The organism is Rubrivivax soli, from assembly GCF_049810355.1.
GTDB lineage: Bacteria > Pseudomonadota > Gammaproteobacteria > Burkholderiales > Burkholderiaceae_C > Rubrivivax.
In genome coordinates this window covers 201,825-225,715 of sequence record NZ_CP187368.1, presented here as the reverse complement: position 1 = coordinate 225,715, position 23,891 = coordinate 201,825, and the positions used below count along the sequence as shown (strand labels likewise).

General features: G+C 72.1%; 18 protein-coding genes. 7 read left to right on the top strand and 11 right to left on the bottom strand.

Going from position 1 to position 23,891, the window contains the following annotated elements; translation table 11 throughout:
* Positions 1 to 31 precede the first annotated feature (31 nt).
* Entirely contained in the window at positions 32 to 487 is a 456-nt protein-coding gene (locus ACPOLB_RS00995) for a hypothetical protein (RefSeq protein ID WP_425259433.1), read from the bottom strand.
* Positions 488 to 583: 96 nt separating this feature from the next.
* On the opposite strand from ACPOLB_RS00995, the gene ACPOLB_RS00990 reads away from it, so the two are divergent.
* Complete coding sequence (locus ACPOLB_RS00990) at positions 584 to 844, top strand: hypothetical protein (RefSeq protein WP_425259432.1); 261 nt, start codon at positions 584 to 586, stop codon at positions 842 to 844.
* Between the two features lie 180 nt (positions 845 to 1,024).
* On the opposite strand, the gene ACPOLB_RS00985 is transcribed toward ACPOLB_RS00990, so the two are convergent.
* The 3 genes from ACPOLB_RS00985 to ACPOLB_RS00975 form a co-directional block, all read right to left on the bottom strand.
* Positions 1,025 to 1,426: a hypothetical protein gene (locus ACPOLB_RS00985; protein WP_425259431.1), complete on the bottom strand. Its 402-nt coding sequence runs from the start codon at positions 1,424 to 1,426 to the stop codon at positions 1,025 to 1,027.
* 108 nt (positions 1,427 to 1,534) lie between these two features.
* Positions 1,535 to 2,233 (bottom strand): response regulator, encoded by a 699-nt coding sequence (locus ACPOLB_RS00980; RefSeq protein ID WP_425259430.1) that lies wholly within the window; start codon positions 2,231 to 2,233, stop codon positions 1,535 to 1,537.
* Positions 2,226 to 3,623, bottom strand: coding sequence for an ATP-binding protein (locus ACPOLB_RS00975; protein WP_425259428.1), 1,398 nt, complete (start codon positions 3,621 to 3,623; stop codon positions 2,226 to 2,228). The genes ACPOLB_RS00980 and ACPOLB_RS00975 overlap by 8 nt, the downstream gene beginning before the upstream one ends.
* Positions 3,624 to 3,751: 128 nt before the next feature.
* Here ACPOLB_RS00975 and ACPOLB_RS00970 point away from each other — a divergent pair, with 128 nt between their 5' ends.
* Both ACPOLB_RS00970 and ACPOLB_RS00965 read left to right on the top strand, forming a co-directional pair.
* Positions 3,752 to 4,933, top strand: coding sequence for an efflux RND transporter periplasmic adaptor subunit (locus ACPOLB_RS00970; RefSeq protein ID WP_425259427.1), 1,182 nt, complete (start codon positions 3,752 to 3,754; stop codon positions 4,931 to 4,933).
* 16 nt (positions 4,934 to 4,949) lie between these two features.
* Positions 4,950 to 8,078, top strand: a complete 3,129-nt coding sequence (locus ACPOLB_RS00965) for an efflux RND transporter permease subunit (RefSeq protein ID WP_425259425.1) — start codon at positions 4,950 to 4,952, stop codon at positions 8,076 to 8,078.
* Here ACPOLB_RS00965 and phnE read toward each other — a convergent pair.
* Genes phnE through senA form a run of 5 tightly spaced genes read right to left on the bottom strand, consistent with a single transcriptional unit; the run spans position 8,075 to position 12,789 of the window.
* Positions 8,075 to 8,902: a phosphonate ABC transporter, permease protein PhnE gene (phnE, locus tag ACPOLB_RS00960; RefSeq protein ID WP_425259423.1), complete on the bottom strand. Its 828-nt coding sequence runs from the start codon at positions 8,900 to 8,902 to the stop codon at positions 8,075 to 8,077. The two genes, ACPOLB_RS00965 and phnE, sit on opposite strands and share 4 nt — an antisense overlap.
* On the bottom strand, positions 8,899 to 9,756 hold the full coding sequence (locus tag ACPOLB_RS00955) for a PhnE/PtxC family ABC transporter permease (RefSeq protein ID WP_425259422.1): 858 nt from the start codon (positions 9,754 to 9,756) through the stop codon (positions 8,899 to 8,901). The genes phnE and ACPOLB_RS00955 overlap by 4 nt, the downstream gene beginning before the upstream one ends.
* Positions 9,753 to 10,595, bottom strand: a complete 843-nt coding sequence (locus ACPOLB_RS00950; protein ID WP_425259420.1) for a phosphonate ABC transporter ATP-binding protein — start codon at positions 10,593 to 10,595, stop codon at positions 9,753 to 9,755. Before ACPOLB_RS00950 ends, ACPOLB_RS00955 begins: the two co-directional genes overlap by 4 nt.
* A 55-nt stretch (positions 10,596 to 10,650) precedes the next feature.
* Complete coding sequence (locus ACPOLB_RS00945; RefSeq protein ID WP_425259419.1) at positions 10,651 to 11,514, bottom strand: putative selenate ABC transporter substrate-binding protein; 864 nt, start codon at positions 11,512 to 11,514, stop codon at positions 10,651 to 10,653.
* 39 nt (positions 11,515 to 11,553) lie between these two features.
* The gene (gene senA, locus ACPOLB_RS00940; RefSeq protein ID WP_425259417.1) at positions 11,554 to 12,789 is read right to left on the bottom strand and encodes a selenoneine synthase SenA; all 1,236 of its coding nucleotides are present in this window, start codon (positions 12,787 to 12,789) and stop codon (positions 11,554 to 11,556) included.
* Positions 12,790 to 12,925: 136 nt separating this feature from the next.
* On the opposite strand from senA, the gene selD reads away from it, so the two are divergent.
* Positions 12,926 to 13,990, top strand: a complete 1,065-nt coding sequence (gene selD / locus ACPOLB_RS00935; protein WP_425259415.1) for a selenide, water dikinase SelD — start codon at positions 12,926 to 12,928, stop codon at positions 13,988 to 13,990.
* 30 nt (positions 13,991 to 14,020) lie between these two features.
* Here the strand turns inward: selD and ACPOLB_RS00930 are convergent, their stop codons facing one another.
* Entirely contained in the window at positions 14,021 to 16,765 is a 2,745-nt protein-coding gene (locus ACPOLB_RS00930) for a hypothetical protein (RefSeq protein ID WP_425259413.1), read from the bottom strand.
* Between the two features lie 77 nt (positions 16,766 to 16,842).
* Entirely contained in the window at positions 16,843 to 19,128 is a 2,286-nt protein-coding gene (locus ACPOLB_RS00925; RefSeq protein WP_425259412.1) for a glycosyl hydrolase, read from the bottom strand.
* 227 nt (positions 19,129 to 19,355) lie between these two features.
* Here ACPOLB_RS00925 and ACPOLB_RS00920 point away from each other — a divergent pair, with 227 nt between their 5' ends.
* Genes ACPOLB_RS00920 through ACPOLB_RS00910 form a run of 3 tightly spaced genes read left to right on the top strand, consistent with a single transcriptional unit; the run spans position 19,356 to position 23,841 of the window.
* Positions 19,356 to 20,702 carry a hypothetical protein gene (locus tag ACPOLB_RS00920; RefSeq protein ID WP_425259410.1) on the top strand — a complete coding sequence of 449 codons (1,347 nt, stop codon included), beginning with the start codon at positions 19,356 to 19,358 and terminating at the stop codon, positions 20,700 to 20,702.
* 8 nt (positions 20,703 to 20,710) lie between these two features.
* Positions 20,711 to 22,468, top strand: coding sequence for a hypothetical protein (locus ACPOLB_RS00915; RefSeq protein WP_425259408.1), 1,758 nt, complete (start codon positions 20,711 to 20,713; stop codon positions 22,466 to 22,468).
* On the top strand, positions 22,468 to 23,841 hold the full coding sequence (locus ACPOLB_RS00910) for a glycoside hydrolase family 30 protein (RefSeq protein ID WP_425259407.1): 1,374 nt from the start codon (positions 22,468 to 22,470) through the stop codon (positions 23,839 to 23,841). Before ACPOLB_RS00915 ends, ACPOLB_RS00910 begins: the two co-directional genes overlap by 1 nt.
* Positions 23,842 to 23,891: the final 50 nt, after the last annotated feature.

Here is a 23,891-nt window from a genome sequence, read left to right as displayed (position 1 = left end):
GCAGCGCGACGGGTGGAGACGGCGCAAGCCGTCAGGCGCGAGGCAGTCGAGGTGGCCGGTCGAGCCCGTCGCTGAAGAACGACGCCGATTCCAGCGGCGCACGCTGGGGGACCAGCGCGTCGGGCGGCGACGCTGGCAGGCCCGGGACCTGGGCGAACAGCGCCAGCGCAGCGCAGCAGGCGGCGCAAGCACTGCACGAGCCGGTGCCACCGTCTTGCGCGGGCTGCGCCCCGTGTGCAGGCGCCGTGTCCGGCGCCGCGTGGTGCGCGTCGTGCACGCTGTCGTGGTGACCGCCGGCGTGGTGACCCCCGCCCTGCCCTGGTCCGTGGTCTGCACGCGCTGCGTGCGCAGGTGTCGCCACGGTCTGCAGGATCGTCACCGCGGGATGGCTGGGCGCGCAGTGCTGCATGCGGACCGCTGCCAGGCCCTGCAGCGGCAGCGCACAGGCCATCAGCCACACCAGCAGGACGCGCCAAGTCAACGACATAGACGCACTGTAGCCCAAGCCCGGCGGCCTTGCGACCGGTGCTGGCGTTGTCGACCGCGCGTGCCATCCACCGCCAGCGGCGGTAGGCTCGCGTCCATGTCCCGCCCCCTCCCGCGCTGGCTGCGGCAACTGCTGCAGCGACTGCGCCTGCTGCCGCCGGCACCGCCCGCCGCCTTGAGCGACCGCCAGCGTGCCCAGGCGCTGGTGCGTGCCATCGACGCCGGCGGGCTGCCGCTGAACCCGGCCCGCGTGAACCAGATCGCCCGCGCGTTGGGGCTGGAGGTGTCGGCCCACGCGCCCGTGGCGCAGACGGTCGAGCGCATCCGGGCGGCACTGGCCCGCACCGGCCCCGGGTGACCCCGGAAGGACTGCTGTTGCATCCAGTACTGGATGCAGATACAGTCTTGCATCCGATTGGAGGACCCGATGAAAAGCGACTTTCGCCAACTGCACCAGCCCAGGACCAGCCGCATCCCGTCCTGGCTGCAGCGCGTGTGGCTCTGGTTCTGAGGCCCGCGCGGTGACGGTGCGGCCGGCCTACTGCAGCTGCGCCTGCGGCCCGGGCAGCCGCATGTTGGCGCGGGCGCCGATGGCGGCCAGCACCATCAGGGGCACGAACAACGCCGACGCCTGCAGGTGGAACGGGTAGGTGTTGCCGTACTGCTGCAGCAGCTCGGGCGCCACCGTCAGGCCGGTGAGCTTCGGCAGCGCGTACCACACCGCCGCCACCAGCACGATGCCCGCCAGCGCCCACCAGCGCGACACCACGAAGGCCACCAACCCGGCCAGGCAGCCAGCCAGCAGGTGGCTCACCCACAGCTGGTGCGGCGCGGGGGGCGGCACGGTCGTGGCTGCCAGCGCTGCCGCGCAACCCAGCCCCAAGAGCACGCCGACCGCGGCACCGCGGGCCACCATCACACCAGAGTTCGGGAGCGTCATGGTCGGCCTCGCTTCGCGGCAGTGCAGATGGCACGAGCCTGCCACGATTCCGACCGGCCCGCCACTCCTGTCCTGGCGCCGGGCACGGCCCGCCCCGCAGGCTGCCCTTCAGGCGTCGTAGCGGTAGCCCACGCCGTACACGCTGCGGATGCGGTCGCTGCCCGCGCCCGCCTGCTCCAGCTTGCGGCGCAGGTTCTTCACATGGCTGTCGACCGCGCGCTCCGTCGCGGCGCGCGCGTCGCCGTGCAGGTGCTCCAGCAACTGCGCCCGCGGGTACACGCGCCCGGGCTGCGCCGCCAGGACGCGCAGCAGTTGGAACTCGATCGGTGTCAGGTCCAGGTCGCGCCCCAGCCACGACGCCCGCCAGCCCTGCGCCTCGATCTGCAGCGGCGCCGGCCCGTGCAGCGCGGCGCGGCTGCGCCGCAGCACCGCCTTCACGCGGGCCATCACCTCGCGCGGGCTGAAGGGCGTCTTCGGGATGTAGTCGTCGGCCCCCAGTTCCAGCCCGGCCAGCCGGTCGGCCTCGTCGGCGCGTGCGGTCAGCATCACGATGGGCACGCTGGTCAGCATGCGCAGCTGCCGGCACACGCCCAGGCCGTCCAGGCCGGGCAGCATCAGGTCCAGCAGCACGAGGTCGTGGCGGCGCGCGGTCCAGGCCTGCAGGGCCGCATGGCCGTCGGCCACGCATTCCGGCACATGGCCGGCCGCGCGCAGGTAGTCCGACAGCAGCGCGGCCAGCTTGGGTTCGTCCTCGACCACCAGCACCCGCGCCGGCCCGGGCTCCAGCGGCAGCGGTGTCTCAGCCACGGGCGGGCAGTTCCACACGCAGCCACAGCCCGCCCAGCGGCGACGGCCCGGCCTGGATGCGGCCCTCGTGCGCCTCGACGATGCGCTGGCAGATCGACAAGCCCAGCCCGGCGCCGCCGCTGCGCCGGCTGCGCGATCCCTCGACGCGGAAGAAGCGGTCGAACAGCCGCGGCAGATGCTCGTCGCGCACCCCCGGTGCGCTGTCGTGCAGGTCGATCAGCATCTGCCGACCTTCGCGCCGTGCCTGCAGGCGCAGCGCGCCGCCGGGGTCGGTGTAGCGGCAGCTGTTCTCGAACAGGTTGGCGAACAGCTGCCGCAGCCGCCGCGCGTCGCCGAAAGCCGGCAGTGGCTCGGCGGGCAGATCCAGCTCCAGCGCCAGCCCGCTGCTGCGCAGCCGCTCGCCGAAGGAGCCGGCGGTGTCGTCGAGGATCTCGCGCAGGTCGAGCGCGGTCTTGCGGTACGACAGCGCACCCACGTCGGCGAGCGACAGCTCGTAGAGGTCGTCGACCAGCTTGTGCAGCGTCGTCACCTCGCCCTTCAGCGACTGCAGCGCCTGCGTGTCGAGCCGCCGCACGCCGTCTTCCAGCGCCTCCAGCTCGCCGTGCAGCACGCCCAGCGGCGTGCGCAGCTCGTGCGACACGTCGGCCATGAACTCGCGCCGCATGGCTTCGTTGCGCTGCAGCGTCAGCGCGAGCTGGTTGAAGTCGCGCGCCAGCCGGCCGATCTCGTCGTCGCCGCCGGGCTCGGGCACACGCGCGCTGTGGTCGCCGGCCGCCAGCCGGTGGGTGGCCTCGGCCACCCGGCGCACCGGCCGCAGCAGCCGGCGCGAAGCCCAGAACGCCACGGCCGCCGCCAGCAGCACTGCCGCGCCGCCCACGACCCAGCCGGTGCGCGCCTGCGCATCGGCAAAGCGCTTCTCGGCACCCGAGCTCACCGACTCGAAGGGCGTGAGCACGAGCCAGCCCACCGTGAGGCCGTCGACGACGATGGCACGCTCGATGGCGTCGGGTGCCGGGCTCGCGAAGCCGACGATGCGGCGGCGTTCGGCGTCGAGCAGCGTGAAGCGGCGTGACGCGCCGGTCAGCTCGGCCGGCGTCGGCGAGGCCGGCGGACGCTCGGTCAGGGGCACCTGCGCGTCCTCGGGCAGCGGCCGCAGCAGCCGGTACCACAGGTCCGGGCGCTGGCGCAGGAAGTCCCAGCCTCCGTGCTGCCGGTAGCCCGCCGTGACGCTGGGCACCGCCAGGTCGAGGCGCCCCACGGATTGCTCGTTCAGGTAGCCCAGGAAGTCGCGGTTCAGATTGACATGCGCGCCCACCCCCATCGCCACGGCCACCACCACCGCCGCGCCCAGCACGGCAGCAAACAGTCGGGTGGCAAGGTTGGGTTTCATCGCGGGGCGGGTCGGGCGAAGCCGGGTGTACACGAAGCGGCGGCGGCCGTGCAGCACAGCCACCGCGAGGCCATCGCAGGCACGGGCTCTTCAAGCTCTCTCCACATTGTGCGGGCAGCATCCTGCGGGTGATACACGCCAGCCTGCCCGCCATTCCTCGTCCCCTGCCCGCCCTGCTGCTGACCGCCGCCCTGCTGGCCGCCTGCCAGGACAAGCCGGCCAAGGCCCCCGCCGCACGCGCCCCGGCGGAAGTCGGCGTGGTCACCGTGACGGCGCAGGACGCGCCGCTGCAGCTGGAACTGCCCGGCCGCCTCAGCGCCAGCCAGGTGGCCGAGATCCGCCCGCAGGTGGGCGGGCTGGTGCTGCAGCGGCTGTTCACGGAAGGCAGCCGCGTCGCGGCCGGGCAGCCGCTGTACCAGCTGGATCCGGCCAGCTTCGAGGCCGAGCGCGCCCGCACCGCGGCCGCGCTGCAGAAGGCCGAAGCCGCGCTGGCCGCGGCGCGGGTGAAGGCAGCCCGCAACGCCGAGCTGGCCCGCGCCGCCGCCATCAGCCGCGAGGCCGCCGACGACAGCGACGCTGCGCTGCGCCAGGCCGAAGCCGACGTCGCGGTGGCAAGGGCGGCGCTCGACGCCGCCGTGGTGCAACTGCGGCGCGCGCGCATCGTGGCCCCGATCGGCGGCCGTATCGAGGTCTCCAGCGTCAGTGCCGGCGCGCTCGTCACCGCCAACCAGGCGGCGGCGCTCACCACCATCCAGCAGCTCGACCCGATGCACGTGGACATCGTGCAGAGCAGCGCCGAGCTGCTGGCGCTGCGCAGCCGGCTCGACGGCCCGGCGGCCAGCCGCCAGGTGCAGCTGGTGCTGGAGGACGGCTCGGTGCACCCGCAGCCGGCGGTGCTGCAGTTCAGCGGCGTCACGGTCGACCGCGGCACCGGCACCGTGACGCTGCGCGCCGTGGTGCCCAACCCGCAGGGCACGCTGCTGCCCGGCATGGCGGTGCAGGCGCGGCTGGTTGCCGGTGTCGACCGCGGCGTGCTGCTGGTGCCGCAGCAGGGCGTGAGCCGTTCGCCCACCGGCGAGGCCACGGCCCTGGTGGTGGGTGCGAGCAACAAGGTCGAGCGACGCAAGCTGGTGCTCGAGCGCGCGGTGGGCAACCAGTGGCTGGTCCGCAGCGGCCTGCAGGCGGGCGACCGCCTCATTGTCGAAGGCCTGCAGCGCGTGCGTGCCGACCAGACCGTGACGCCGGTGGCCGCAGGCTCGGCAGCATCGGCGCCGCGCCGCGCCGCGTCGGCCGCATCGGCACCGCGCTGAAGGCAGCCCGCACGCCATGGCTGCCTTCTTCATCGACCGGCCCATCTTCGCCTGGGTCATCGCCATCGTCATCATGCTGGCCGGCGGCGCCGCCACGCTGCTGCTGCCGCTGGAACGCTACCCCGACATCGCGCCCACGCGCATCTCGATCAACACCAGCTACCCGGGCGCCTCGGCCAAGACCATCGAGGACTCGGTGACGCAGATCATCGAGCAGAACCTGAAGGGCATCGACGGCCTGCTGTCCATCGAGTCGTCGAGCAACGCCTCGGGCAACGCCAGCAGCCAGCTCAGCTTCGTCGCGGGCACCAACCCCGACACCGCGCAGCTGCAGGTGCAGAACAAGGTGCAGCAGGCGGTGTCGCGGCTGCCGCAGGCGGTGCAGGCGCAGGGCGTGCGCGTCACCAAGGCCGGCACCGACCTGCTGATGGTGGTCACGCTCGGCAGCGACGACCCCGCCACCACGTCGGCCGACATGGGCGACTACCTGAACAGCACGCTGGTCGACATCATCAGCCGCATCGAGGGCGTGGGCGACGTCAACGTGTTCGGCTCGGGCTATGCCATGCGCATCTGGCTCGACCCGGTGCAGCTGCAGCGCTACGCGCTGGTGCCGGGCGACATCCGCAGCGCGCTGCTGGCGCAGAACACCGAGGTCTCGGCCGGGCAGATCGGCGCCCAGCCCGCGCCCGCCGGCCAGCGGCTGACCGCGATCGTCACCGCGCGCTCGAAGCTGCAGACGGCCGAGGAGTTCGGCCGCATCGTGCTGCGCGTGCAGCCCGACGGCTCGGCGCTGCGCCTGGCCGACGTGGCGCGCGTGGAGCTGGGCCGCGACAGCTACACCACCGACATCCGCAGCAGCGGCCGCACCGCGGCCGGCATGGCGATCTTCCCGGCCAGCGGCGCCAATGCGCTGGTGACGGCCGATGCGGTGAAGGCCAAGCTCGACGAGCTGGCACCCTTCTTTCCGCCCGGCATGAAGGCCACCGTCACCTTCGACACCACGCCCTTCATCCGTGTCTCGATCGAAGGCGTGGTGAAGACGCTGATCGAGGCGATGGTGCTGGTCGTGGCCATCATGTACCTGTTCATGCAGAACCTGCGCGCCACGCTGGTGCCCGCCATCGCGGTGCCGGTGGTGCTGCTGGGCACGATGGGCGTGCTGGCCGTGGCCGGCTTCTCGATCAACACGCTCACCATGTTCGGCCTGGTTCTGGCCATCGGCCTGCTGGTGGACGACGCCATCGTCGTGGTCGAGAACGTCGAGCGGCTGATGCGCGAGGAAGGCCTGAGCCCGCGCGAAGCCACCCGGCGCAGCATGGGCGAGATCAGCGGCGCGCTGGTGGGCATCGCAGTGGTGCTGTCGGCGGTGTTCATCCCGATGGCTTTCTTCGGCGGCTCCACGGGCGTCATCTACCGGCAGTTCAGCATCACCGTGGTCAGCGCGATGGTGCTCTCGGTGTTCGTCGCGATGAGCCTGTCGCCGGCCCTGTGCGCCACGCTGCTGAAACCGGTGCACAAGGGCGAACACGCCGCCCACGGCGGCCCGCTCGGGCCGCTGCTCGACCGCCTGTTCGGCGGCTTCAACCGCTTCTTCGACCGCTTCACCGAGCGCTACGTCGGCCAGGTCGGCTGGCTGTCGGCGCGCAGCAAGCGCAGCTTCGCGGTCTTCCTGGTGCTGATCGCCGCCACCGCGGTGCTCTACAAGTCACTGCCCACCAGCTTCCTGCCCGACGAAGACCAGGGCGGCCTGCAGATCCAGGTGCGCATGGCGCCTGGTGCCACGTCCGAGCGGCTGGAAGGCGTGATGCAGAGCGTCGAGGCCTACCTCGCCGAGCAGCCCGAGGTGCAGTTCTACAACCTGGTGCGCGGCGCCGGCGGCGACCAGGGCTCGGGGCAAGGCTTCATCCGGCTGCAGGACTGGTCGCAGCGCACCGGCGAACGCCAGGGCGCCGCGGCCCTGGCCGAACGCTTCAGCCGCGAACTCGGCCGGCGCGTGCGCGACGCCAACGTCTTCGTCGTGCAGCCGCCCACGGTGCGCGGCCTGGGCGGCAGCGCCGGCGTGCAGCTGTTCCTGCAGGACCTGGGCGGCCTGGGCAGCACGGCGCTGGCGAACGCACGCGACCGGCTCATCGACGCTGCCGCCGAGCGCCCCGAATTCAGCCGGCCGCGCACGAACAGCCTGGCCGAGACGCCGCAGCTGGCGATCCAGATCGACGACCACAAGGCCGGCACGCTGGGCGTGGCGACGGGCACGATCAACGACACGCTGTCCATCGCGCTGGGCGGCAGCTACGTCAACGACTTCATCGACCGCGGCCGCGTCAAGCGCGTGCTGGTGCAGGGCGAAGGCGCCTACCGCGCCGCACCCGACAGCCTGCGCCACTGGTACGTGCGCAACGCCAGCGGCGAGATGGTCTCGTTCAGCGCCTTCGCCAGCAGCCGCTGGGTCAACGGCCCGCGCCAGCTGGTGCGCTACAACGGCAGCCCGGCCTACGAGATCCAGGCCGACATCGCGCCCGGCGTCAGCTCGGGTGCGGCGATGGTGGCGATGGAGCAGCTGCTGCGCGACATGCCGCCCGGCATCGGCTACGAGTGGTCGGGCCGCAGCTACCAGGAGCGGCTGTCGGGCAACCAGGCGCCGCTGCTGTATGCCGTCTCGGTGCTGTTCATCTTCCTGTGCCTGGCGGCGCTGTACGAGAGCTGGTCGGTGCCGTTCAGCGTGATGCTGGTGGTGCCGCTGGGCATCCTGGGCGCGCTGGCGGCCAGCCACCTGGGCGGGCAGAGCAACGACGTGTTCTTCCAGGTCGGGCTGCTCACCACCGTGGGGCTGAGCGCGAAGAACGCGATCCTGATCGTCGAGTTCGCCGAGACCCTGCGCCTGCAGGGCATGGGGCTGCTGGAGGCCACGCTGAAGGCCTGCCGGCAGCGGCTGCGGCCGATCCTGATGACGTCGCTGGCCTTCGGCATGGGCGTGCTGCCGCTGGCGCTGGCCAGCGGTGCCGGCTCGGGCTCGCAGCGGGCCATCGGCGTGGGCGTGCTGGGCGGCATGGTCAGCGCCACCGCGCTGGGCATCTTCTTCGTGCCGCTGTTCTACCTGTGGGTGAAGTCGCTGTTCTCGCGCCCTGCCCGCGCGCCGGTCTAACGCGCCATCCAGCGCCGCAGCGCGTGGCTGAGCGCGTCCACCAGGCCCACCAGCAGCAGCATCGCGATCAGGACCGTGGCGGTCTTGCCCATGTGGAACAGCCCCATGTGGAACGCCAGCAGCTGCCCCAGCCCGCCGGCGCCCACCACGCCCAGCACGGCGGCGGCGCGGATGTTGTTCTCCCAGCGGTAGAGCGTGTAGCTCATCAGCTGCGGCAGCACCTGGGGCAGCGTGGCGTAGAAGAACACCTGCCCCGTGCGTGCGCCCTGCGTGCGCAGCGCCGCCGCCGGACCGGCGGGCGCGTTCTCGATCGCCTCGGCGAACAACCGCCCCAGCACGCCGGCCGTGTGCGCGGCCAGCGCCAGCGTGCCGGCCAACGGACCCAGCCCGGCGGCGATCAGCAGCAGGCTGGCCCACACCAGCTCGGGCACCGAGCGCAACGCGTTCAGCAGCATCCGCGTCGGCGCACGGGCCCAGGCGGCGTCACCCGTGTGCAGCCGGCTGGCCGGCAGCGCCAGCAACAGCCCGGCCACGGCTGCCAGCAGCGTGCCCAGCGCCGACATCGCCAGCGTCTCCCAGGTCGCCACCAGCACCCGGCGCACGAAGGCCGGCTGCAGGTCGGGCGGGAAGAATTCACCCAGGAAACGCGCCATGTCGCGCAGCGCCGCCAGCGAGAAGAACTGCGCCCACTGCAGGTCCAGCGACCAGAAGCTGGCTACCACCAGGGCCGCCAGGCCCAGCATGAACCAGCACGCCTTGCAGCGTGCGCCTGCGATCGGCGGCGGCAGCCTGCCGGGTGGAGCCGCTGTCGTGCGCTGCGTCATGCCAGCACCTTGCGCAACCAGCTGCTGGTGCGGTCGGCCAGCGCCACCAGGCCGAAGAACACCAGCAGCATCGTCGCGACCTCGCCGCCGGCGAACATCTTCATCGAGTTGTCGAGCTGCTGGCCCAGCCCGCCGGCACCGACGAAGCCCAGCACCACCGACGAGCGGATCGCGCATTCCCAGCGGTACACCGTGTACGAGATCAGCTCGCCCGCGTTCTGCGGCAGCAGGCCGTACGCAAAGGCCTGCAGCCGGCCGCTGCCATTGCGCAGCAGGGTCTGCGTGGCGTGGACTTCGCCGCTTTCCAGGATCTCGGCGTAGACCTTGCCCAGCATGCCGCCGTAGGTCAGCGCGATCGCCAGCACGCCCGCGGTCGGGCCGAGGCCGACCACGCGGACGAACACCAGCGCCCACACCAGCTCGGGCACGCTGCGCAGCACGATCAGCAGCAGCCGCGTGGCCTGCCGCAGGCCCCAGGGCAGCGCCGCCATGCGCCCGCGCAGCGCCGACACCGACAGCACCCGCGTCGACACCAGCGCCAGCGGCGCGGCCAGCACGAACGCCAGCGTCATGCCCGCGGTGGCGATGGCCACCGTGCGCCAGCTCTCGCGCGCCACCATGGCCAGGAACTCCGCCGACACGGCCGGCGGCACGAAGCTGCGCAGGAACTCCAGCGTGACCGCGCGGCTGCGCGGCTCGAACAGCGTCCAGGGCCGGAACTCGGTGGCCACCAGCAGCGGCCACAGCAGCACCAGCGCCGCACCGGTCCAGAACACGCGCCCCAGCCAGGCCGGGTCGCGTGGACTGGACCGGTGCGACGACGGCGGTTGCGGCAGGCGGGCGGCCGGCGTCATCGGCAGTGCATCACCACCGGGGCCGGCGCGGTGGCAGCCATCAGGCTGTCCTGCGGCACGGACGAAGGCGCGCCGTGCAGTTCCGCCTCGTGCTGCGCGTACAGCTGCTCCAGCAGCGGCTGCGTCACCTGTGCGGAGGGCAGGTCGAAGGCGATGCGGCCGTCGCGCAGCCCGACGATGCGCGGAAACTGCGCCAGCGCCGCGTCCACCTGGTGCAGGCTCGTCACCAGCGTGACGCCACGCTCGCGTGCGCAGTCGACCAGGGTCGCCAGGGCCTGCCGGGCGCGTGTCGGGTCCAGCGACGACAGGGGTTCGTCGACCAGCCACAGCCGCGCCGGGGCCAGCAGCGCACGGGCCAGCCCGACACGCTGGCGCTCGCCGCCCGACAGCCGGTCGACCCGCTCGAACAGCTTGTCCTCCAGGTCGAAGCGCGCCAGCGCGGCATGCGCGGCCGGGATGTCCGCCGGGTGGAACAGCGAGCGCAGGCTGGCCAGCAGCCCGAGCGCCGGCAGCCGGCCGGCCAGCACCGCCGTCACGACACGCTGCCGCGGTGGCAGCGGCGGCACCTGCGGCGCCAGGAACAGCTGCCCGCGCAGGCGGTGCAGCGCGCGCGTGGACAGCTGCCACGGCGCCACGTCGCCCAGCGTGTAGCGGCCCGCCGACGGGGGCAACGCGCAGGCCAGCAGCTGCATCAGCGTCGTCTTGCCCGCGCCCGACGGGCCGATCACCGCCAGCTGCTCGCCGGCATCGACGCACAGGTCCACGCCGTGCAAGGCCGGTGCCGCGCCGGCACGCGCTGCCGGATGCCGCGCCGCCGCCTGGTGCAGCTGCAGCTTCAACGCGGCGCGCCGGCCGGTGGCAGGGTCGGGCCCGAGGCCGGCATCGGCGCCGGCCTCAGAGCAGGCCGGCGCTGCGCGCCGCGGCCTCGATGCCCTTGTAGTTCTCGGGCCTGGTGGGCACGAAGCGCGTGGCCCGCTGCAGCTCGAGGATCTCCTTGCCCGCCGGGTCGCTGCGGCTCAGCGACAGCAGCGCGCGCGTGAGCCTCTCGCGCAGCGCCACGGGCATGTCGGCATGCACGGTCCAGTTGTAGTCGTAGTACGGCTGCGTGGTGTGGAGCACGAAGACCTTGGAGGTGTCCACGCGCTTGTCGGCCACGAACTTCTCCCACACCGAGATGTTCAGCGCGCCCGCCTGCACCTTGCCGGCCACGACGGCGGCGATGGTGGCGTCGTGCGCGCCGCTGTAGGCGACGCGGCGGAAGTCGCGGTCGGGGTCCAGGCCGGCCTGCAGCAGCACGCTGCGCGGCATCAGGTGGCCCGAGGTGGAGCTCTGCGAGCCGAAGCTCACGTCCTTGCCCTTCAGGTCGGCCAGCGTGCGGATGGCGGGGTCGCTGGTGATGAAGACCGAGCGGAACTTCTCGTCTTCCTCGCGCTGCGCGATCGGCACGGCCTTGCCGCCCGAGCGCTGCTGCGCCTGCACGAAGGTGAAGCCGCCGAACCAGGCCAGGTCGACCTTGCGGCTGGCCAGCGCCTCCACGGCCGCCGCGTAGTCGGTGACGGGCGTGTACTCGACCTTCATGCCGAGCTGGGTTTCCAGGTGCTTCATCAGCGGCGCGGCCTTGCGCGCCAGCTCGGTCGGCGACTCGTCGGGGATGGCCGTCACGCGCAGCACCTGCTGCGCGGGGGCTGCCGCGGCGCACAGCAGCAGTGCGGCGCCCAGGCAGGACCGCAGGACTCGGATCAGGGAGGTCGGATGCATCGTGGTTGCCGGTTCGCTGCTGGCAGCGGGACCGCAACTCTAGCCGCAAGGGCCGGGAGCGGCCGGCGACAGGCTGCAGGTGCGCAAGCCGGCCGGCACGTCGTTGCGCTCGGGCGCGAAGAAGTTGCGGTAGCGCACGTGGTGCAGGCGCGGCTGCGTCATGCACGAGGCACCGCGCAGCACCCTGCGGCTGCCGAACCACGGCGCCGAGTAGTCGCGGTATGGATGCGGCACGAATCCCGGGTACGGCGCGAAGGCGCTGGCAGTCCATTCCCACACCTGGCCCCACAGGAAGTCTTCCGGATGTCCGGCGGCCGCGCGCTCCCACTCGAACTCGGTGGGCAGCCGCCGGCCCGCCCAGCGGCACCAGGCGTCGGCCTCGTGCGCCGTCAGGTGGCAGGCGGGCTGTGCCGGGTCCAGCGGCTGCCACCGGCCCTGGCGCCATTGCTGCCAGTCGGCGCCGTCGCGGCGCAGGAAACGGGGCGCGACAGCCTGCGTCGCGGCCAGCCAGGCGGCGCCTGGCGGGCTCCACCAGTGCGGTGTGCGGTAGCCGCCGTCGTCGACGAAGGGCAGCACGTCGGACCAGCGCAGCACGCAGCTGTCGATGTCGCCGGCGGGCAGGTCCTGCACGTGGGCCGCCAGCTCGTTGTCGAAGGCGAAGCCGCCGGCGTCGCGCCGCAGCCCGGCCTCGAACGGCGCGGCCGGGCAGGCCAGCGGCCGGCGCGCCGCCGGCAGCGCCGCAGGCTGCAGGCGACGGTCGTCGAGGGGCAGGCCGAGGTCGTGGGCCATGTAGAGCGCGGCCTCGTGGTGCATGTCCTCGTGGAACAGGGCCAGCCGGAAGAAGTACAGCGCGGCATCGCTGCCGTCCGTGCGTTGCAGCAGCGCCAGCGTGGCGTCGAGCTGGCGCGCGAGGTCGTCGCGGGTGGCCCCGGCCCCGGGCAGCGGCAGCGACCAGCGGCTGCCGTGTGGCACGCGCGACGAGTCGTACAGCGCATCGGCGCCCGGGCGCACGCCTTGCGGCCGCGGCACCTCGGGGTCGGCGGCGGCCCCCTGCAGCAGCAGCGGGTTGCGCGTGGTCCAGAACTCCTGGAACCAGCCGATGTGGCCCAGTTCCCACAGCGGCGGGTTCAGCGTCGCGCGCTGCGGCACGGCCAGCGCGGCCAGCGCGTGTTCGTAGGCGGCGAAGGTGGCCAGCGTGTCGGCGCGGCTGGCGCACAGCGCCTCGGCCAGCCAGCCGGGGCCGGCGTGCCGCGCCTGGAGTCCGGTGTCGTGCATGGGACCATCGTGGCGGCTGCGGCCCGGCACCGCAAGCCCTGCCGCGGCGCCGGCGCAGCCTGCAGCAGCCGTGCCGCCGGACGGCTATGCTTGCCACCCCGCGGCCGGTGAGTCGCGCAGCCGCCTGCCGACCCCGATGAACGCCCCCGTCCCGCCGACCGAACCCCGCCTCACCTCGCTGTCCCATGGGGGCGGATGCGGCTGCAAGATCGCCCCGGGGGTGCTCTCCGAGATCCTCAAGGGCACGGCCGCGATGCCGGTGCCCAAGGAGTTGCTGGTGGGCATCGAGACCGCCGACGACGCGGCCGTGTACCGGCTCAACGACACGCAGGCGCTGATCGCCACCACCGACTTCTTCATGCCCATCGTCGACGACCCGCACGACTTCGGGCGCATCGCGGCCACGAATGCGATCAGCGACGTCTACGCGATGGGTGGCCGGCCCATCATGGCGCTGGCGCTCGTGGCGATGCCGATCAACGTGCTGTCGACGCAGACCATCGGCCGCATCCTGGAGGGCGGCGCCTCGGTGTGCCGCGCGGCGGGCATCCCGATCGCGGGCGGCCACACCATCGACTCGGTCGAGGCCATCTACGGCCTGGTGGCGCTGGGCCTGGTGCACCCCGACCACGTCAAGCGCAATGCCGACGCGCAGCCCGGCGACGTGCTGGTGCTGGGCAAGCCGCTGGGCGTGGGCGTGATGTCGGCGGCGCTGAAGAAGGGTGCGCTCGGCGAGGCCGGCTATGCGCAGATGATCGCCACCACCACGCGCCTGAACACGCCCGGCCCCGACCTGGCCGCCCTGCCCGGCGTGCATGCGCTGACCGACGTCACCGGCTTCGGCCTCGCCGGCCATGCGCTCGAACTGGCGCGCGGCGCGCGCTGCGAGGTGCGCCTGGACTGGTCCGCCGTGCCGTTGATGGACGGCGTGCGCACCCTGGCGTCGCAGGGCTTCGTCACCGGGGCGTCGGGTCGCAACTGGGCGGGCTACGGCGCCGACGTGCAGCTGCCTGCCGGCTTTGCCGACGAAGACCGCGCGCTGCTGACCGACCCGCAGACCAGCGGCGGCCTGCTGGTCTCGTGCGCCCCCGAGGCGCTGGACGCGGTGCTGGCGGTGTTCGGACAGCACGGCTTCGCGCAGGCCGCGGTGGTGGGCCGCATCGCCGCGGCAGCGGACAAGCCGCTGCTGCGGGTGGACTGAGCGCCGCGCCCTGCGGCGCGGCCGCGGCGTTCAGCGGAACTCGGTCTTGCCGCGCGTGAGGCCGGTGGCGAAGACCGGCGCACCGCTGGTGCCGGAGTTGATGGTGGTGTTGACGTTGGGGAACGTGAATTGGGTGTTCACGGCCCCGATGGGTTGGGCCAGCGCCTGCGCCACCGTGCTCACGCCCGAGTTGAAGCCACCGCCCGAGCAAGGCTGCACCAGCGTCATCCCGGCCAGCGCCACCGTGTAGGTGATCATGGCGTCGGTGGTGGGCGTGATGCTGCCCTTGAGCGTGACGTTGCAGTTGCCGCTGCTGCCGTTGCTGTAGGTGGTGCTGCCGACGACGAAGACGTCGATGTTCTTGTTGGACGTCTGCTGGAAGAAGTTGGCGTCCATGCCCAGGTTCACCGCCAGCGTCGTCTGCCCGGTCAACGCCAGACCCGGGTGCGTGACGTACATGCCCAGGAAGCCACCGCTGCTGGGCGGCGAGCCGGTGATGGCCGTCGGCGCGCTGGTGGTCACCGCGATGTAGAAGTACTGCGCGTCGTCGGCCACCGGCGGGGTGGAATCGGCGAAGCCGCCACCCGTGTAGGTGTTGGCGTAGTTCGAGAAGTCGCCGCTGAAGTAGCCCCAGGTGCCGCCCTGCCCGGTGGCGCCCGCCGCGCGGTAGCCGCTGGCGAACACCAGCGTGCCGGCCGTGCCGCCACCACCGCCGCCACCGCCCGTGCCGCTGGCGGCCGGGTAGACGATGTCGTCGATGTAGTAGGTCCGTGCGCCCGTCGTCGCGCCGGTGGTGCCGAAGTTGAAGAACACCGACAGCCGGTTGTAGGTGGCCGCCAGGTCCAGCGCCGCGGTGCCGGCGGCCTGGTTCGCGAAGTTGAAGCTCAGCGTCTGCCAGCCGCTGGCCGTGGTGACGGTGGCCTCGGTCTCCACCGACTTGGTCGGGTCACCGGCGTTCTCCACCTTCATGCGCACCGGGATCCCGGCCGCGGGCGACCACACGCGGGCCGTGATCGTGGTGCTGCCCGTGGCGAACGCGATGCGCGGGATCGCGTCGCCGCTGAGCGTGGAGATCGTCGTGCCCGCCCACAGCTCGGCGGTGCCGCTCTTGACGATGCGTGCGACCTTGTTGGCGGCATTGGTCGGGTCGACGACCACGCTCGCGTCTTCCGCGCCACCGAAGCCCGTGAAGGTGGGCGGCGTGGCCGACTCGAAGTTGATGGCCGTCGTTGTGCCTCCCGTGCCGCCGCCGCCGCCGCCACCGGTGCCGCCGCCCGCGCCGGGGGTCGGGTAGCTGATGTCCTCGAAGTAGTAGGTGCGGGCACCCGTGGTGGCACCCGGGGTGCCGAAGTTGAAGAAGATCGAGACCTTGTTGTAGGTGGTGGCCAGGTCCAGCGCGGCCGTGCCGGCAGCGGGGTTGGCGAAGTTGAAGGTCAGCGTCTGCCAGGCGCTGGCGGTGGTGACGGTGGCTTCGGTCTCGACCGTCTTGGTCGGGTCGGCCGCGTTCTCCACCTTCAGGCGCACCGGAATGCCGGCGGCCGGCGACCACACGCGCACGGTGATGGTCTTGGCCGTGCTGCTGAAGCCGATCGGCGCGATGGCCTGGCCGGGCAGGTTCGACACCGTGGTGCCGGCCCACAGCTCGGCCGCGCCGCTCTTGACGACCCGCGCCACCTTGTTGGTGCCGCCGGTCGGGTCGGCCACGATGGTGGCGTCTTCGGCGCCGCCGAAGCCGGTGAGCACCGGCGGCGTCGCCTCGTCCATCGTGATCGTGGTGGCGGCACCGCCGCCACCGCCACCGCCTCCGCTGCCCGTGCAGCTGGCCGTGAAGCTGCTGCCGACGAAGGCGAGATCGTCGATGTAGTACGTGCGTTCGCCCGTGGCCGCGCCGGTGGTGCCGAAGTTGAAGAACACCGAGGCCTTGTTGTAGGTGAGCGCCGGGTTCAGCGCAGCCGTGCCGGGGGCCGGGGTCGCGAAGTTGAAGGTCAGCGTCTGCCAGCCGCTGGCCACCGTGACGGTGGCCTCGGTCTCGGCGGTCTGGGTCGGGTCGGCGGCATTCTCCACCTTCAGCCGCACCGGAATGCCCGCCACCGGCGACCACACGCGGGCCGACAGCGTGGTCAGCGTGCTCGAGAATGGCAGCGGCGCGATGGCGTCGCTGGGGCACACGGCCACGGTGGTGCCCGCCCACAGCTCGGCGGTGCCGCTCTTGACGATGCGGGCGACCTTGTTCGCGGGGTTGGTGGGGTCGGCCACCACGGTGGCGTCCTCGGCGCCGCCGAAGCCGATCAGCGCCGGCGCCGGCGTTTCCTCGAACGACACCAGCGGCGTGCGCACGACGGCCACCGTGGTGTCGTAGGCCTTGCTGGCCAGGGTCTCGGCATTGGCGGTGCCGACCGCGTCGGTCACGCTGCCGGCCGGCACGCTGACCTCGACCATGCCCGTGCTGTCGGCCGTGGGCGTGACCACCAGCGTGGCGCTGGTGCCCGACAGCAGCGTGAACGCGCCCTTCGTTCCGCCCGTCACGACGACGTCGTCGGCCGTGAACGAGGTGCCCACGTCGCGGTTGAACGAGAAGGTGAAGGTGATCGGGCCGGTGGCCGTCTCGGCCGTGATGTCGTTGGTGATCGTCACCACGGGCGCGGCGGGGTTGACGACGTTGCCCGCCGACTGGGGCGGCGCCTCGCCGCTGCCGCCGCCACAGGCGGCCAGCGAGAGGGCGAACACCGCGGCAGCCGTGGCAGCCAGGGACGGAGTGAATCGGCGCGTGGTCATGGTGGGCAGTCCTTGCAAAAGGGGGTCGTTCGACCGGCTGCTGTGCCGGGTCGGGGGGTGGGTGCGTTCGTGGCCGCTCAGGGTGCGTTGCTGCGGGCCAGCTGGCCTGGCGGCACCTGCAGCTGCCGGCCATCGGAGAAGCGCACGGTGATCGGTGCCTTGCCGGCATTGAAGGCCAGGTAGCGCCGCGTGCCGTCGGCGCGCTTGAACACCTGGTACAGCGTGGTGTCGGCCGTGATGCTGGTGTCGGGCGCGCCCAGCTCGGCCAGGCTCTGCAGGAAGTGCAGCGTGTGCGTGCGGCTGTCGCCCAGCTCCACGGCGCCCCAGCGGTTCCAGCCTGCCAGTGCCGCGGCTGGATCGGCCAGCGCCAGGTACTTGGCGAAGACGTCCTGCCAGATGTCGGGCGGATCGACCTTCTTGCCGCGGTCGGCCCAGATCTTCTGCTCGTCCACCAGCGCCGCGAGGTTCTTGCGGATGTAGTCGGGGTGGCTCGCGAAGTAGGTGGAGACGGTGGTCATCGGCAGCAGGTTGATGCCGGTGATCTGGCGCGGGTCGTCGATCCACCAGGTGTTGTGCGCGTACTTGGCGCCGAACACCATGCTGACGTCGACGTTCTTGTACTCGGGCGCGAAGACCAGGCCGTGCAGGTCGAACCAGTAGTGCTTGACGGCCTCGGTCTCGGTGACGAGCAGCCAGATGCCCAGGTCGCGCAGCGCGGGGTCGGCGTTGACCTCGCCCCACAGGATCAGCCCGGTCCAGGCGTTGAGCGCCTCGCTCGACGACTCCTGGTTGTTGCCGTGCTCGCCCAGGCCGATGCCCGACGCCCAGCTGTGGCCTTCGTAGGGATCGAAGTTGCGCAGGAAGGGGAACGCGGCGCTGCCGCGCTCGGTGTACGCGATGTCCTTCACCAGCAGGTCGACCATGTCGCCCCACTGCCCGCGCGCCGCCCAGGCCGGGTCGCGCAGCGCGATCTCGGCCACCGCGCGGATCCAGTAGCCGTAGTGGAAGTGGTGGTCGTTCATCTGCACCACCGAGAAGTACTCTTCCGGGTAGGCGACCACGGTGCCCATGTCCTGGTCCCAGTGGAAGTAGCGCTTGCGGTCGTTGCCCGAGAACCATTCCTCGACGCGCTTCTTCAGCAGCTCCAGCAAGCGCGCCGAGGCTTCCTTGTCGCCCTGCTGCTCGTACACGTCGAGCATCTTCACCAGGCGCAGCAGGCCCTTGCCCTGCCAGTACGGGCCCTGGCCGATCTCCAGCATCATGCGGCGCGCGTTGCGCAGGTCGGTCTTCATCACGTCGCGCAGCTCGGCGGCACGCGGGGCGTCGTCGGTCACGGCGGGCCAGTACGGCACGAAGCCGGTGTAGCGCGCGCTGGTGCTGAAGCTGCCGGCAGCCAGCAGCCGCACCTTGCCGCGCACGGTGTCGTAGGCCGGGCCCAGCTTGTCGGCCACGCTGGCATTGGCGTGCCAGTGGTGCGGGTACAGGCCCAGCAGCGGCGTGGTCTCGCTGCCTTCCATCGGCTGCGTGGTGGCGGTGAACGTGGTGCGGACCTCGCCGGTGGCACCGTCGACCTTCCAGTCCACCCGCGTGTCGGTGACGAAGGCGTAGGCGTGCCTGAGCATCAACGCCTGCGTGGCGGCGCTCTCGTCGGGCAGCGCCGCTGCCGACAGGTAGCCCTTGCCGGCCGGCAGCCGCGCCAGCCACTCGGTGGCCGACACCGCTTCCCACTGCACGCCGGTCGGGCCGAACAGCGCATAGGGCGTGCCCTTCACGCGCAGCACCAGCGCACGCGGGTCGGCGCTGGCGAGGCGCTCGCCCGCGGCGGGCAGGCGCACACGCAGGTCGCCGCGGCCGATGCGGAACCAGGCGTACGGGCTGCCGTGCGCGATGGTGGCATCGAAGCGGTCGGCACTGCGGCCCATCGTGATGTCGATGGCCCAGTCGCTGGCACCGGCCAGCAGCGCGCGCCCGGGTTCGAAGGCCGCCGGCGACACCACCAGCGCGTCCTGGTGCGCATAGTGGATCTCGACGTCGCGCCGCTCGGTGGGCACCACGGCCTTCTTCGGCAGCGCCATCTCCAGGCCGGCCGTCGTGGCGCGGAAGCTCAGCGGCTGCGCGTAGATGTTCTCGGGCTTGTCGTTGAAGATCAGCGCCGAGTACCACTGGTTGGTGGGCGCGGCGCGCTGGAGCATCGCCTCGGTGCGGTGCGGTGCGCGCGGCACGGCGGGGTCGATGCCGCGGGGCTTCAGGCTCACGCTGCCGGCGCCCAGCTTCAGCGTCTCGGGCTGGGCGGCGGCCGGGCCCGCAGGCAGCAGCAGCAGCGCGGGCAACAGGGTCCACAGGAAGCGACGGGTCAGGCTCATGGCAGGGTCCACCACGCCCGGCAGGGGCGTTACGTCCATTCTGTGTGAAAGCGCTTTCAGACCAAGCTGTCGTTTTCCCGCATGGGGTCGTTACCAGGGCAAGGGAAAACACGAACGCTGGACGCGTTGACGCGAGAGGCCCCTCGGGCCTATCGTGTGAAAGCGCTTTCATTCATGGCTTCCAGTCATGACGGATGCAAGCCCCCCACCGCCTGAGAAGGGCCCCCATGCCGATCCCCACACACCGCCAGTCCACCCTGCCCCGCGCCGACGCTGCCCACCGCCGCGCACCGGCCGTCACCAGCGCCGTGGCGCTGGCCGCCGCGTTCGCCTGCACGCCGGTGCTGGCGATCGACTTCGGACCGTTCAGCCTGACCGGCTTCGGCAAGGCCGAGATCACCCGCACCACCAACGTCTGCGAGGACTGCCAGCGCGAAGCCGGCGAGGCGCGCCACCGCGTGTGGGCCGACGACATCGCCTTCGGCAAGGAATACGGCACCGCCACCACGCACGTCACGCTGTTCCAGCCTTACCTCGGCTTCAAGCAGAACATCGGCCTGGGCTGGCAGGCGTTCGGCCTGCTCAGCCAGCGCTGGCGCGACGGCGACGTCGACCTGAAGGGCTGGCTGTACGAGCGCAACCTCGGCGTCACGCACGAGGACTGGGGCCGCTTCACGGCCGGCGCCATGACCACCCGCGGCTGGAGCGTGGCCGACTACCCCTACGGCAGCAACGTCGGCCTGTCCGACGTCTGGGGCGCCAGCGGTGCCGGCTACGGCCTGCTCAGCCGCGCGGTGCGCTACATGTCGCGCCCGCTCGACGTCTTCGAAGGCGACCTGCGCCTGGAAGCCACCTACGACTTCGGCAAGAGCGGCTGGGAGCGCAACAAGCCGCGCTTCCTGGAGCTGTACGCGCAGTACGCCAAGGGCGACCTCGTCGTCGACGCCACCGTGCAGTCGGCGCGCAACGGCGAGCCCGTCGGCTGGGGCAAGGCACCGTTCGGCGGCCTGACGCCCTTCCCGGAAGACGACGCGAAGCTGGGCAGTTCCAGCCAGGGCATGGCCATCGCGATGGCGCGCTACCAGGTCAACGCACGCATCGAGGTCTCGGGCGGCATCCGCTTCAACCGCTGGAGCGGCGCCTACGCGGTGCAGACCACCACCGGCCCGCAGGGCCGCTGGAACAGCATGTTCAACGTGGACTGGGGCGGCGTCGACGCCAACGGCGTGCCCAACCCCGGCTACAAGGCGCGCTCCACCGACTACATGCTCGGCCTGCGCTACCGCTTCGACGAGCAGTGGACCATCACCACCGGCATGGCACACCTGGGCAAGGCCAGCACCGACAACCCCAGCGAGCGCGGCCAGAGCAACACGCTCACCGTCAACACGCTGGGCCTGGACTACGACGTCGGCCGCGGCCTGAAGGTCTACCTGATGGCCGGCATGGTGCACTACGGACAGAAGGGCCAGGCACCGCTGTCCATGCCCAGCCACAGCGCCTACACCAACGTCGACTCGCGCGTGGCCACACGCGGCAACTGGTTCGGCGCCGGCACCACCTTCACGTTCTGAGGCCCCCCATGCACACCCGACTCTCCCCTGCCCGCCGGCGTTCGCTGCCGCTGCTGGCCCTGGCCGCCGGCGTCGCCTTGGCCGGCACCCTCGGACTGGCCGGCTGCGGCGGCGGCGGCAGCGGCGGCTACACGCCCAGCGCCGTCTCGCAGACCGACCGCCGCGAGCTGCCGCAGGCTTTCCTGACGCGCGCCGCCGTCAACTACTCGCCCTACCGCACGTCGCGCAACGAGTCCGAACTCGGCAGCGAGGTCATCACGCCCGCCAACGTGCTGCAGGACCTGCGCCTGGTGCAGTCCACCGGCATCGGCACGATCCGGCTGTTCAGCAGCCGCGCGTTCGCGCGCACCGTGCTCGAGGTCATCCGCGACAACAACCTCGACCTGAAGGTGCAGCTCGGCACCTACCCCAACCCCATCACCGGCCCCGCGGCCGAGGCCGACAACATCGCCGAGCTCGACGCCGGCATCGCGCTGGCCAACGCCTTCTCCGACATCGTGCTGACCGTCAGCGTGGGCAACGAGACCATGGTCGAGTGGTCCACGCACAAGGTGCCGGTGGCCGACATGGCGCGCTACATCAAGTACGTGCGCGACGCCGTGCCGCAGCCGGTGACCACCAACGACAACTTCCTGTTCTGGCAGTCGGTGCCGAAGGCCATCGCCGAGGTGGTGGACTACGCCGCGGTGCACGTCTACCCGTTCCTCGACACCTTCTACAACCCCACCGCCTACGACTGGCGCCAGAAGCAGGTGCCCGAGGCCGAGCGCGCGCAGGCCATGATCGACGCCACGATCGCCGAGGCCAAGTCGCAGTTCGAGCGCGCCCGCAGGGGCCTGGTGGGGCTGAACCTGGGCGCGATGCCGATGGTCATCGGCGAGACCGGCTGGGCCGCGGTGGACACCGCCGGCGGACCCAACCTGGCCTTCCGCGCCCACCCGGTGAACCAGAAGCTGTATTTCGATGCGCTGCAGCTGTGGGCGCAGGAAGGCCGGCGCGACACGCAGGGCCCGAAGGCGATCTTCTACTTCCAGGCCTTCGACGAACCCTGGAAGCAGGGTGACGACGGCTGGGGCCTGTTCAACACCCGGCGCGAGGCGCGCTACACCGTGCAGTCGCTCGGCACCTGCGGCGTCACCTGGGCCTGCGAGGCCGGCAGCTACACCACGGCCGACGCCGTCAAGTGGCTGCCGCCCACGCTGAGCCCGGCCGTCACGGCCTCGCGCTACACCCTGTTCGCCGACACCGCCGCGGCCGACGAGCAGCGCGCCACCGGCCTGCGCTGGGACCCGTTCGCGCTGACCGGCTACCGCGAGACCAGCGTCGGCGTCGCGTCGCCCGACGGCGGCGTGCACTTCGAGATCACGCCCAACCCGGTGGACTACGGCTGGGGCCTGTTCCTGTACTCGGGCACCGGCGTCACCGAGAACCTGTCGAACTTCAGCGGCGGCCGGCTCAACTTCCAGGTGCGCAGCGACGGCTACCCGGGCAAGATCGAGATCGGCATCAGCACCGACACCGAAGACCGCGACATCCAGGAAGCGTTCCTGCAGATCGCACCCGGCGAGTACGGCTACTGCAACAGCAACAGCTGGTGCTCGGTGTCGATTCCGGTGTCGGCCTTCCTGGCCGCGAACCCGAAGCTGGACCTGCGCTACGTGAACTTCCGCGTCATCGTGGCCGACCGCTTCAGCTTCACCGGCAAGCCGCTGAACCTGACGGGCCTGCCGCCGCTGCGCATCGACGACCTGCACTGGTCGCGCTGATGGGTGGGCCGACCGCCACGGCCCCGCTGCGCTGGGTGCTGAGCGCGCGCGACGACGGCACGCGTCTGGCCGAGCAGCACCCGCTGGCGCCGCAGGCCGACGCCGCCGCGCACGCGGGGGCGCCGGCCCGGCTGTGGGTGGACAGCACGCGCCGCTTCCAGCAGCTGCTGGGATTCGGCGGCGCCTTCACCGAAGCCGCGGCCACCACGTGGCTGCGGCTGTCGGAGCCGCAGCGCGAGGCCGTGCTGCGCGACTGCTTCGACCCCGTGCACGGCCACGGCTACACGCTGTGCCGCGTGCACATGAACAGCTGCGACTTCGGGCTCGGCAACTACGCCCACGTCGAGACCCCCGACGACTTCGCGCTCGACAGCTTCTCGATCGCGCGCGACCGCCAGGCGCTGCTGCCGATGATCCAGGCCGCGCAGCGCGTGGCCGGGCGGCCGCTGCGCCTGCTGGTCTCGCCGTGGAGCCCGCCGGCATGGATGAAGGACAGCGGCCGCATGAACGACGGCGGCCGCCTGCGCCCCGACTGCCGCGCCGCCTGGGCGCAGTGCTTCGTGCGCTTCATCCAGGCCTACGCCGCCGAGGGCGTGCCGGTGTGGGGCGTGTCGGTGCAGAACGAGCCCGAGGCGCGCCAGCGCTGGGACTCGTGCCTGTACAGCGCCGAGGAAGAGCGCGACTTCGTGCGCGACCACCTCGGCCCGGCGCTGCACGCCGCCGGCCTGGCGCACGTGCGCATCGTGGTCTGGGACCACAACCGCGACGCCATGGTCGAACGCGCCAGCGTCATCTACGGCGACCCCGAGGCCGCGAAGTACGTGTGGGGCACGGGCTTCCACTGGTACATGGAAGACCACTTCGAGCACGTGCAGCTGGTGCACGACGCCTGGCCCGACAAGCAGCTGCTGTTCACCGAAGGCTGCCAGGAAGGCGGCCCGCACTGGGGGCGCTGGGAGCTGGCCGAACGCTACGCGCGGTCGATCATCAACGACCTGAACCGCTGGACCGTCGGCTGGATCGACTGGAACCTGCTGCTCGACGAACGCGGCGGCCCCAACCACGTCGAGAACTTCTGCAGCGCGCCGCTGCTGGCCGTGCCGGCCGAGGACGGCGTGCACCCGCAGAGCTCGTATGCCGCGATCGGCCACTTCGCGCGCCACATCCAGCCCGGCGCGCAGCGTGTGCTGTGCGCAGCCACCCGCGAGAGCCTGGAGTGCACGGCCTTCGTCAACCCCGACGGCAGCGTCGCGGTGGTCGTGCTCAACCGCAGCGACGAGGCGCAGGCGTTCTCATTGGCAATCGACGGCGTGGCCCACGCCGCCACCCTGCCGCCGCACGCGATCGCCACCTACCGCACCGGCTCCGGCTGATCAGGCAGCGGCCGACCGGCGCGACGTCGCCGATCGGGTGCGCAGGCACG